This window comes from Bifidobacterium sp. (assembly GCF_050874245.1).
In the GTDB taxonomy this organism is placed as follows: Bacteria; Actinomycetota; Actinomycetes; order Actinomycetales; family Bifidobacteriaceae; genus Bifidobacterium.
In genome coordinates, this window is the sequence record NZ_JBNMKH010000062.1 from 1 (window position 1) to 10928 (window position 10928).

Annotated in this window: 6 protein-coding genes and 1 tRNA gene; 4 read left to right on the forward strand and 3 right to left on the reverse strand. The window is 61.4% G+C overall.

Annotation, left to right across the window (positions count from 1 at the left end; translation table 11 throughout):
- Positions 1-161: 161 nt before the first annotated feature.
- Positions 162-1361, forward strand: coding sequence for a methionine adenosyltransferase (metK, locus tag ACR0P8_RS07205; protein WP_432624442.1), 1200 nt, complete (start codon positions 162-164; stop codon positions 1359-1361).
- Positions 1362-1511: 150 nt separating this feature from the next.
- Here metK and ACR0P8_RS07210 read toward each other — a convergent pair.
- The 3 genes from ACR0P8_RS07210 to xseA all read right to left on the reverse strand — a co-directional run bounded on the left by ACR0P8_RS07210 (position 1512) and on the right by xseA (position 3347).
- Positions 1512-1584, reverse strand: a tRNA-Arg gene (locus tag ACR0P8_RS07210).
- A 147-nt stretch (positions 1585-1731) separates the two neighbouring features.
- Entirely contained in the window at positions 1732-2025 is a 294-nt protein-coding gene (locus ACR0P8_RS07215) for an exodeoxyribonuclease VII small subunit (protein WP_026646730.1), read from the reverse strand.
- A 38-nt stretch (positions 2026-2063) separates the two neighbouring features.
- Positions 2064-3347, reverse strand: a complete 1284-nt coding sequence (xseA, locus tag ACR0P8_RS07220) for an exodeoxyribonuclease VII large subunit (RefSeq protein WP_432624443.1) — start codon at positions 3345-3347, stop codon at positions 2064-2066.
- A 312-nt stretch (positions 3348-3659) separates the two neighbouring features.
- On the opposite strand from xseA, the gene nrdD reads away from it, so the two are divergent.
- The 3 genes from nrdD to ACR0P8_RS07235 all read left to right on the forward strand — a co-directional run.
- The gene (gene nrdD, locus ACR0P8_RS07225) at positions 3660-6065 is read left to right on the forward strand and encodes an anaerobic ribonucleoside-triphosphate reductase (RefSeq protein WP_432624444.1); all 2406 of its coding nucleotides are present in this window, start codon (positions 3660-3662) and stop codon (positions 6063-6065) included.
- Positions 6066-6253: 188 nt separating this feature from the next.
- Positions 6254-6967, forward strand: coding sequence for an anaerobic ribonucleoside-triphosphate reductase activating protein (gene nrdG, locus ACR0P8_RS07230; RefSeq protein ID WP_432624445.1), 714 nt, complete (start codon positions 6254-6256; stop codon positions 6965-6967).
- Between the two features lie 245 nt (positions 6968-7212).
- A partial coding sequence (locus tag ACR0P8_RS07235; RefSeq protein WP_432624446.1) for an acyl-CoA dehydratase activase-related protein occupies positions 7213-10928 on the forward strand: 3716 nt, incomplete at its 3' end.

Genomic DNA, 10928 nt, shown 5'->3' on the forward strand with positions numbered 1-10928 from the left:
ATCGCCACCAAACCTGCGGCGGAACGCTGACTCGCGTCCGATTCCATCATTCGCAATGCGTAGCCCGCAATGCGCAACCCAAAAATCCGAACATCATCCATATCCGTATGAACCGGACCTGCGCCGTGGTCGGCTTGGTCCGAACAAGAAAGGCTTCCATCATGTCTCGTTATCTCATTTCCGAATCCGTCACCGAAGGCCACCCCGACAAGGTCGCGGACAAGATCTCCGACGCCATCGTCGACGCATACCTCGCCAAGGAGCCGGACGCCCGCGTCGCCGTCGAAACGGTGGTGAAGGAGGGGCTCATCTCGCTGCAGGGCGAGATTTCGGCGCCGTTCACGCTGAACCATGGGGAGATAGCGCGCAAGGCCGCCGAGGAGATCGGCTACACGGATGCCGACAGCGGCCTCGATCCCCGTGGCGCGGGCATCATCAACAATGTGTGGCCACGCGATTTCTCGTCCGATCTGGGCGACTTCGGTCAGGAGGACGCGTCGAGCGAGGAGGAGAAGGAACACATCTACGACACGTTCGTGGGCGATCAGGGTCTCGTCGTCGGCTATGCGACCGATGAGACCGCGGAATATCTGCCGCTGCCGTACGTCGCGGCCACCAAACTGGCGCAGCGGCTCGCATATGTGCGCAAGAACGGCATCATCCCGCAGCTTCGCCCGGACGGCAAAACCGAAGTCGTCGTCGAGTACAACGAGGATCTGAGCCGCGCGCTGCGGTTCGCCGCGGTGCTGATCTCCACCCAGCATTCCCCGGACATCGCGCTGGAGGATGTGCGCAGCCAGGTGCGCGAGCAGGTGCTCGAACCGGTGCTTGACGAATTCGGTCTCGACTATTCCAAGGCAAGGATTGTCATCAACCGCACGCCGTTCATCCAAGGCGGACCACATTCCGACGCGGGCCTGACGGGACGCAAGGTGGTGGTCGACACGTACGGCGGCATCGGCTCCCACGGTGGCGGCGCGTTCTCCGGCAAGGATCCGCACAAGGCCGACCGTTCCGAAGCGTATGCGGCTCGTTGGGCGGCGAAGAACATCGTGGCCGCGGGACTCGCGCACCGCGCGCAGGTGACGCTTGGCTTCATCCTCGGGCAGGGCGCTCCCGTATCGATCGACGTGGAGACGTATGGCACGGAACAGGTGCCGCGCGAGATCATCCAGAAAGCGGTGGAGCAGGTGTTCGACTTCCGTCTGCTCTCCATCATCGACCAGCTCGATCTGGAACGTCCGATCTATTACAAGACCGCGGCCTACGGGCATTTCGGCCACGATGATCCGGACTACACGTGGGAGAGGACCGATAAGGTCGACGCGTTGAAGGACGCGGTGCAGAGGATTCGCCTATAGTCGATCGCGATGATATGGCGGTGGGGTGATTCCGCGGTTGGGGCGGTGTCATCCTCACCGCCATGTTCATCTCCGCCGTCATATGGCATGGACTCGTCGATGGCGGGTTTGGCTCGGATGTGAGCCAACTGCGGAGCAGACATGAAAAAGTGCCCCAGATAGGAATCGAACCTACGACACCTTCTTTAGGAGAGAAGTGCTCTATCCACTGAGCTACTGAGGCAACGAGTCACCATTGTACACACAATGCGGACTCGACATGACGGATGTCCGGAATCGGCGCACGATGGATCGTTCCGGATCAAGCCGTTCAAAAAGGATCCCTGCGGAATATCCATGGGGGAGTGGAACGGCTGTTGCATTCGTGCTATCAGGCGAGATTGTCCTGAGTGCCCGCCGTATTGGCTGCGGTGGCCTGTTCGGCCTGAGCCGCATCGAGCTTCGCACGCACCTCGCCGAGCAGGCTTTGCGCGCGCTTGGCCAGCGCCTCGCCGATCTCCCACTGGCGCATGGACTGATCGAGATTCAGGCCACCCGCCTCCAGCGACTGCACGGCTTGGATGAGCTTGTCCCTCGCCTCCTCGTAGGGCATCTGCGCGATCGCCTCACGTTCCTTGTCGGTCAGGCTGGATGCCGGGGTCGCTTCGTTAGTCTCGTTGGCCATGTGTTTCTCCTTATTGCTGCTTTGCTGCGATTTTCTTTTTACTTCACGGTTTTCACTTCGGACACGACGATGCCGTGCTTCAGCGTCATGGTCAGCTGGTCGCCCGCCTTCACGCAGGACGCGTCGTCGACCACATGTCCGTCGGCGCTCTGCACCACCGCGTATCCGCGGTCGAGCGTGGACTGCGGACTCAACGCGGTCAGCGAGGCGTGGGCTTTTTCGATGGTGAGGCTCGCGTCATCCACGATGCGGGTCAATCCGATGCGCATGCGTGCGCGCGCGTCATCGAGGAACCGTTGATGCGGCTCCAGCATGGTGAGCGGATGGGTGAGGCTTGGGCGGTTCGCGTAGCCTTCGATCAGTCTGGCCTCGTTGGAGACGGTGGCGTCGATGCGCATGCGCATGCGGTCCAGATTCACCTGGATCAGTTGCATCTGCTCGCGCACGTCCGGCACGACCTTCTTCGCCGCGTCGGTCGGAGTGGAGGCTCGTACATCGGCCGCCAAGTCGAGCAGGGTCCAATCGTCCTCATGTCCGATGGCGGAGATCAGGGGAGTGTTCGCCGCGGCCGCCGCGCGCACCACGTTCTCGTCGGAGAAACCGATCAGATCCTCGAACGCGCCGCCGCCGCGCGCCACGATGATCACATCCACGTCCGGATCGGCGTCCAGCTGCTTGATGGCCGCCACCACGTCCGACGGGCATTGGTCGCCCTGCACATGCACATGCACCACCTTGAAATCGACGACGGGCCAACGAAGCTGGACATTGGTGATGACATCACCTTCCGCGCGCGCCTGCGGCGCGCAGATCAGACCGATGCAATGCGGGAATTCCGGCAACGGTTTCTTGCGGTCCGCGTCGAACAGTCCCTCGCCCTTGAGCTTTTTGCGCAGTTCGTCGATCATGGCCTTCAGACTGCCGCCAGCGCCCGCCGCGATGATGGCGTCGCCGCGCAGCGACAGCGACGTGCGTTTCATCCACACGTTCGGCTTGCCGTGGATGATGACGCGGTCTCCCTGCACGAACGGTGCCGCGGCCGCTGCGAACTGGCCGAAGCCGTTGACCTCCATCGCAATATCCTGATAATCGTCGCGAAGCGTGATATAGGCGCTTCCCTGACGGCGCGTGTTGATCTGCGTGATCTGGCCGGCCACCCATACGGAAGGCCAACGTTCGACCGCGGTGTGGAATTTCTCGCTCAGCAGGCTCACCGGCCATGGATTGTCCGCTGTGGTTTCGCCCGCAAGACGGGGCAGGGGCTTCGATGCCGTCTGCTGCGGCTGCGTCGTCGTCGGGGCGTAATTCGGATTCCAAGTCATAGGTCAAGGTTCCATCATCTTGCGGACAAATGGAACATATGTTCGAGTGTTGCGGATGCGCCTTGAGTGAAAATAGCCGCTTGGACGGGTGCTGTCAAAGCGACACTCCGTGTCTCATCCGTTAGTTTTGTCACAGAATCTCAAGAACGGCGGAATTACGCCGAAAATGGAATATATAGTTTCTCTGGCGGCGTGGCGATACTATATTTAGTGACGACCTTGGCGTACAGTGTCCATCTGTACAAAGGAAATGGCATGCGGAAGAGGCATGAAACCTGGTCGGATGGGACCGACCCGGAAAGGAAACAATACATGGAAACCCAGACTCTGGATGGCGTCGCAACCGCAACGGCGACTGCGCCGGCAACGGTCAAGGTACTTGTCGAAAAACGTGATGGACGCGTGGTGGATTTCGATCCGATCAACATCATCAGCGCGGTGAAATCCGCCTTCGCCGACCTCGACAAGAAGATCGGTCCGCAGGAGGAGCGGCTGGTCCGAGACCTCGCCAATCAGGTCGAAGCCGAAATCAAGGATCGTTACAACGGTCCGGCGAAGATCGAGGACATCCAGAATCTGGTCGAGCATGGTCTGATCGAGGACCATCTGTACGACGTGGCCCGCACCTACACCAACTACCGTCTGAACAAGGACATCGAACGGGCCAAGGCCACGGACATCAACGAGGCCGTTCGCCGTCTGGTGGACAGGGACGAGGCGTTGGTGCGCGAGAACGCCAACAAGGATTCCAACGTCTACTCCACCCAGCGCGACCTGCTGGCCGGAGCGGTGTCCAAGGCCTCCGCCTTCTCCATGCTGCCGGACGCGGTGTCCAATGCCCACATGAAGGGTGACATCCACTTCCATGACGCCGATTATTCGCCGTTCACCGCGCAGTCGAACTGCTCTCTGCCGAACTATTGGGACATGCTTGCCAACGGCTTCACCCTCGGCAACGCTCCGATGGGCTCGCCGAACAGTATCTCCATCGCGGCCACGCAGATCACGCAGATCATGAAGGACGTGGCTTCCAGCCAGTATGGCGGCCAGACCGCGAACCGCGCCGACGAGAACTTCGTGCCGTACGCCAAGAAGGACTACGACAAGTTCCTCGAGCAGGCCCACGAGATCATGCCCGACGACCTGCCGATCGAAATCGCCGAACGTCAGGTGCGCATGGCCAAGGAGGTCGAGCCGAAGCGTCTGCACTTCGAAAAGGACCGTCCGGCATTGCCGATGGACGAACCGTTTAGCAAGGACGCCAGCCGTCTGCAGCAGCTGCGCGAGATCTGGGCGAAGATCCAGACCCGCAAGGCCATTTACGACGCCATGCAGACCATGGAATACCAGATCAACTCCAACCGCGTGTCCAACGGCCAGACTCCGTTCGTCACCGTCGGCTTCGGCCTCGGCACCGACTGGTTCGCCCGTGAGATCCAGCGCGCCATCTTCCTCAACCGCATCCGTGGCCTCGGTTCCGAACACCACACCGCCATCTTCCCGAAACTCGTGTTCACCATCAAGCATGGCGTGAACGCCGATCCGGGTGATCCGAACTACGACATGAAGCAGCTGGCCCTCGAATGCGCCACCAAGCGCATGTACCCGGACGTCATCTTCTATGAGAACATCGTGAAGATCACCGGCTCCTTCAAGGCTCCGATGGGATGCCGCTCCTTCCTGCAGGGCTGGACCGATCCGAAGACGGGCAAGGATGTCGAGGACGGCCGCATGAACCTTGGCGTGGTCACCGTGAATATCCCGCGCATCGCGTTGGAATCCCATGGGGACAAGGACCGCTTCTGGAAGATCTTCGACGAGCGTATGGCCGTCGCGCACCAGGCGTTGCAGTTCCGCATCATGCGTTGCAAGCAGGCCACGCCGGTCAACGCGCCGACCCTGTTCCGTTTCGGAGCCTTCGGCCGTCTCGGCGCCAACGACAGCGTCGACCAGCTGTTCCGCAACGAGCGCGCCACCGTATCCCTCGGCTACATCGGCCTGTATGAGGCGACCAGCGTGTTCTACGGCAAGGACTGGATGCGCGACCACAGCTGGGATCCGGAAGGCAAGGAGTTCGCCCTGTCCATCGTCAAGCGCATGAACCAGCTGTGCAAGGACTGGAGCGCTGCGGAAGGCTACCATTATTCCGTGTATTCGACCCCGGCCGAATCGCTCACCGACCGCTTCAACCGCATGGATCGCGAGAAATTCGGCAAGGTGGAGGGCGTCACCGACCACGACTTCTACACCAACTCCTTCCATTATCCGGTATGGCTGCAGCCCACGCCGATGGAGAAGCTCGACTATGAGAAGGACTTCCCGTACTACGCTTCCGGCGGCTTCATCAACTACTGCGAATTCCCGTGCCTGCAGGCCAACCCGAAGGCTCTTGAGGCTGTGTGGAACTACGCCTACGGCATCGGCATCGGCTATCTCGGCACGAACACCCCGATCGACCGTTGCTACGAATGCGGATTCGAGGGTGATTTCGAGCCGACCGAGGAAGGCTTCAAGTGCCCGGAATGCGGAAATTCCGATCCCGACCGCTGCAATGTGACCAAGCGCACCTGCGGCTATCTCGGCAATCCGGTGCAGCGTCCGATGGTCCACGGCCGTCATGAGGAGATCGCGCACAGGGTCAAGCACATGAGCGGCGAGACCGGTCATGTCACCCTTGACGACGGCTCCGAACGCGAGTGGTTCGAGGAAGCCAAGTAAACCGGTCGCCGTGCAGTGGCGGAGAAGATAACGAAATAATGACGAAGAGGGCGGAGCCGATCCGCCCTCTTCGCATGTCCGTCGCGGATTTTCCCACGACTGCGACGCGATTGCAGAATTCCCACCGCAGATCGTCGTGGTAGATCGCACATATCGCACATGGACAATAGAAACAACAGGAGCAACGCATGGTAAGCAGCGCCGATTCTTCCGTGGTCCGCAGGGATTTCGCGTCGGGCGAAACCGGACGCGGGCCGTTCATTCCGACGAACCGTTCCAGCAATCCCAAGGCGGGACAATGGACGAACGCCATGAGCCGCAACATGATCGCCGACTACAAGCGGTTCCTCATGACCGACGGCGAAGGCATCCGCTGCTCGTTGTACGTATCCGGCTGTCCGTTCCATTGCGAGGATTGCTACAACACTTCGATATGGGATTTCCGCGCGGGCCACGAATACGACGACCGGCTTGAGGCTCAAATCATGAGCGATCTGAGCCTGCCATACGTGCAGGGCATCACGTTCCTCGGTGGCGAGCCGCTGCTCAACACCGGCGTGCTGCTGCCGCTCGCGCGCAGGATTCGCGAACGTTTCGGCCACACCAAGGACATCTGGTGCTGGACCGGATACACGTGGGAAGAGCTCATGCGAGACGGCGAAACCCCCGACAAGCGCGAGCTGCTCGAACAAATCGACATCCTTGTGGATGGACGGTATATCAAGGACCTGCACGATTCGTTGCTGCAGTTCCGAGGCAGCAGCAACCAGCGCATCATCGATGTGCCCAAGTCGCTGGAGCGCGGCGAGGTCGTGATTTGGGAGAAATTGCACGACCAGACCAGATTCATTCCCGAGATCTACGGCAAGGACCGCTCGGCTGGGGAGGGTGCGGCCTCCTGAGCTTCGCCGATGGACGGCCGGTCTGTGGATGCGGATATGGTCGGTTCGGGACGAAAATTATGCATGCTGACTAAATTCGTTGTCTAATTATGCGCCGTGTCGTGCGAATCATTCATCGCCGGGCGCGATTAGGCGTGGGCACAGACTACGATTACATGCTTGGATAACCGGGGAGAGGGCGTTTCTACCGCTTCCATGCTGGCAGGAACGCGGCCCGGCGGACGAGAACGATAGAGGTACATTACATGGTCGAAGCAGCAGACACTGCGGTCAAAACCTGCGACGTGAAGCCGTTGCGTGTGGGTCTTGATATCGGTTCCACCACAGTGAAGGCCGTGGTGCTCGATCAGACCGACTCCCTTGATGCCGTACTCTTCTCCGATTACCGGCGCCACCACGCCAATGTGCGTGCCACGGTGGCGGGTCTGCTGGAAGACATCCACAAGGAGCTGGAGTCCCTTGGCCGTGGCGACGAACCAATCCGCCTGGCCATCACCGGATCCGGCGGCCTCGCTTTGGCCGACAACCTCCACGTGCCGTTCGTGCAGGAGGTCATCGCGGAAACCCGCGCCATCGACGAGGAATATCCGCAGGCCGACGTGATCATCGAGCTTGGCGGCGAAGACGCCAAGATCACCTACCTGAAGCCTACGCCCGAACAGCGTATGAACGGCTCCTGCGCAGGCGGCACGGGCGCGTTCATCGACCAGATGGCCACCCTGCTCGACACCGATGCGGCGGGCCTCAACGAGATGGCCAAGCATTACGAGACGTTGTATCCGATCGCCTCCCGCTGCGGCGTGTTCGCCAAAACCGATCTCCAGCCGTTGATCAACGACGGCGCGGCCAAGCCCGATCTGGCCGCATCCATCTTCACCGCGGTCGCCACCCAGACCATCGCAGGCCTGGCCTCCGGCCGTCCGATCCACGGCACCGTCATCTTCCTCGGCGGCCCGCTGTTCTTCATGTCCGAGCTGCGCGAGGCGTTCCATCGCGCGCTCGAAGGCAAAGTCGACGAATTCATCGTGCCGACCGACGCCCACCTGTACGTGGCGTTCGGCTCCGCGCTGCTGGCCGGCGAACCGGACCAGCTTGAGGAAGGCCAGCATTTCGAGGCGCGCACCTGCGCCGACATCCTGCAGAGCCTCGAGGACCTGAAGAACCTGCCGGCGAACACCCCGACCATGCCGCCGCTGTTCCCGACCGAAGCGGACCGCGAGGCGTTCAACAAGCGCCACCATCGCGAGCATGTGCACATCGGCACGTTGGAAGGCGCGCAAGGCCCGCACTTCCTCGGCATCGACGCCGGCTCGACCACCATCAAGGCGACGCTCGTCAACGACGACCGCGAAATCGTATGGTCGTCGTACGCCACCAACGAAGGCAGCCCACTGACGGCCGCCGTCAACATCGTCAAGCAGATTCAAAGCCAGCTGCCGGAAGGCGCGTGGATCGCACGCTCCTGCGCCACCGGATACGGCGAGGGACTGATCACCACCGGCCTGCACCTGGACGAGGGCGTGGTGGAGACCATGGCCCATTATCGCGGTGCGGAAATGGTCTCGCCGGGCGTCACCGCCGTCATCGACATCGGCGGCCAGGACATGAAATACCTGGCGATTTCCAACGGCGTGATCGACTCGATCGCCGTCAACGAGGCCTGCTCGTCCGGCTGCGGCTCGTTCCTGCAGACCTTCGCGCAGTCCATGGGACTGACGATCCAAGAGTTCACGCAGGCCGCGCTCAACTCCACGCATCCCGTCGACCTGGGCTCGCGCTGCACCGTGTTCATGAACTCCTCCGTCAAGCAGGCGCAGAAGGAAGGCGCCTCGATGGAGGACATCGCGGCCGGCCTGTGCTACTCCGTGGTGCGCAACGCGCTTTATAAGGTGATCAAGCTGCGCGATTCCGGCGAACTCGGCGACACCGTGGTGGTGCAGGGCGGCACGTTCCTCAACGACGCCGTGCTGCGCGCCTTCGAACTGCTCACCGAACGCGAGGTGACCCGACCGAACATCGCCGGCCTGATGGGCGCATACGGCGCCGCGCTGACCGCGCGCATGCATTACACCGACATCGCCGACGGACTCGACGACGGCGACGCGGACGCCGACGGAGGCAAGACCGTCGACATCGACGGCGTCACGCATACCGCGTCCAGCATCGTGTCCGGCAGCGAGCTCGACAACCTGTCCATGACCACCGAACGCGACGTGTGCAAGCTATGCCAGAACCACTGCAAGCTCACCATCACCACGTTCCAGGATGGCTCCCGCTACGTGACCGGCAACCGCTGCGAACGCGGCGGCGATGCCAAAAAGCAGCGTTCCGACAGGCCCAACCTGTACGACTACAAGTACAAGCGCTGCTTCGCCTACCGCAGGCTCACCGACAAGAAGGCCACCCGCGGCGAAATCGGCATTCCGCGCGTGCTCAACATGTACGAGAACTACCCGTTCTGGTTCACGCTGCTCACCTCGCTCGGCTTCAAGGTGATGATCTCCGGCCGCAGCTCGCACGAACTGTTCGAAACCGGCATTGAATCAATCGCCTCCGAGAACATCTGCTATCCGGCGAAGCTGGTGCACGGCCACATCAAGTGGCTGCTCAACAAAGGCATCAAGACGATCTTCTACCCGTGCGTGAGCTACGAGGAGAACTTCGTTCCCAACACCGACAACCACTACAACTGCCCGGTCGTGGCCAACTATCCGGTGGTGATCGGCGCGAACATGCCCGAACTGCGTGAGGAAGGCGTGCGCTACATGCGCCCGTACTTCAACATGGCCAACCACGAGCTCATGGTGGATCGCATCGTCGAGGAATTCGCCTGGGCCAATGTGACCCGCGAGGAGGCCGAGACCGCGGTCAAGGCCGCCTACGCCGAAAACGAGGTGTTCAAGCACGACGTGCAGATGGAAGGCCTCAGGGCCCTCGCCTACATGAAGGAGCACAACTGCAAGGGCATCGTGTTGGCTGGTCGCCCCTACCACGTCGATCCGGAAATCAACCACGGCATTCCGGAAACCATTTGCTCGCTGGGCATGGTGGTGCTGTCCGAAGACTCCATCTGCGAACTGCAGCCAGGGGAGAAGCTCAACCTGAGCGAATTCCTCGCCGAAGGTGAGGAGGATCCCCGCAAGAAGAACGCGAGCGGTTTCCGCCATGTCGATGACCGTACTGTGACCAAGATGCCGCTGCGCGTCACCAACCAGTGGGCCTACCATGCGCGCCTCTACGCGGCGGCCCATTTCGTGGCCTCCTATCCGGGGCTCGAGCTCGTGCAGCTCAACTCCTTCGGATGCGGCCTCGACGCCATCACCACCGACCAGGTGTCGGAGATCCTGGCGGACAAGGCCGACGTGTACACCATGCTGAAAATCGACGAGGTCTCCAACCTGGGCGCGGCGAAGATCCGCCTGCGCTCGCTCAAGGCCGCCGTCGAGGAGCGTGAACGCAACAAGAAGAACGACGGCTTCCGCAAGACCGGAACCGAGGCACCGACCCCGGGCCGCCAGGTTATGCTCGACACCGTCATGAAAGCCAACCCGAAGCTCACCGAATCCGTCAAGGCCGCCTCCAAGCGCGCCGCCGGCAACGGTTCGTCCGCACACAACACGGCCACCATGTCCAAGTACGCGAACCGCATCCCGTTCGGCAAGGATATGAAGGATTACACCATCGTGGCCCCGCAGATGAGTCCGATTCACTTCTCCCTGGTCGAATCCGTGATCCGTTCCGGCGGCTACAAGTTCGACATCCTCAAGCACGCCAGCCGCGAGGACGTCGAAACCGGCCTGAAATACGTCAACAACGACGCCTGCTATCCGGCCATCATGGTCATCGGCCAGCTCATGGACGCGATTCTGGAAGGCAAATACGATCCGGACCACACCGCGCTTGCGATCACGCAGACCGGCGGCATGTGCCGCGCCACCAACTACTTAGGCCTGATCCGCAA

Bases quoted from the DNA above. Each gene is read 5' to 3' on its own strand.
- nrdG (WP_432624445.1), top strand. From the start codon at position 6,254: ATGGTAAGCAGCGCCGATTCTTCCGTGGTCCGCAGGGATTTCGCGTCG.
- metK (WP_432624442.1), top strand. From the start codon at position 162: ATGTCTCGTTATCTCATTTCCGAATCCGTCACCGAAGGCCACCCCGAC.
- ACR0P8_RS07215 (WP_026646730.1), bottom strand. From the start codon at position 2,025: ATGGCCAACGAGACTAACGAAGCGACCCCGGCATCCAGCCTGACCGAC.
- nrdD (WP_432624444.1), top strand. From the start codon at position 3,660: ATGGAAACCCAGACTCTGGATGGCGTCGCAACCGCAACGGCGACTGCG.
- xseA (WP_432624443.1), bottom strand. From the start codon at position 3,347: ATGACTTGGAATCCGAATTACGCCCCGACGACGACGCAGCCGCAGCAG.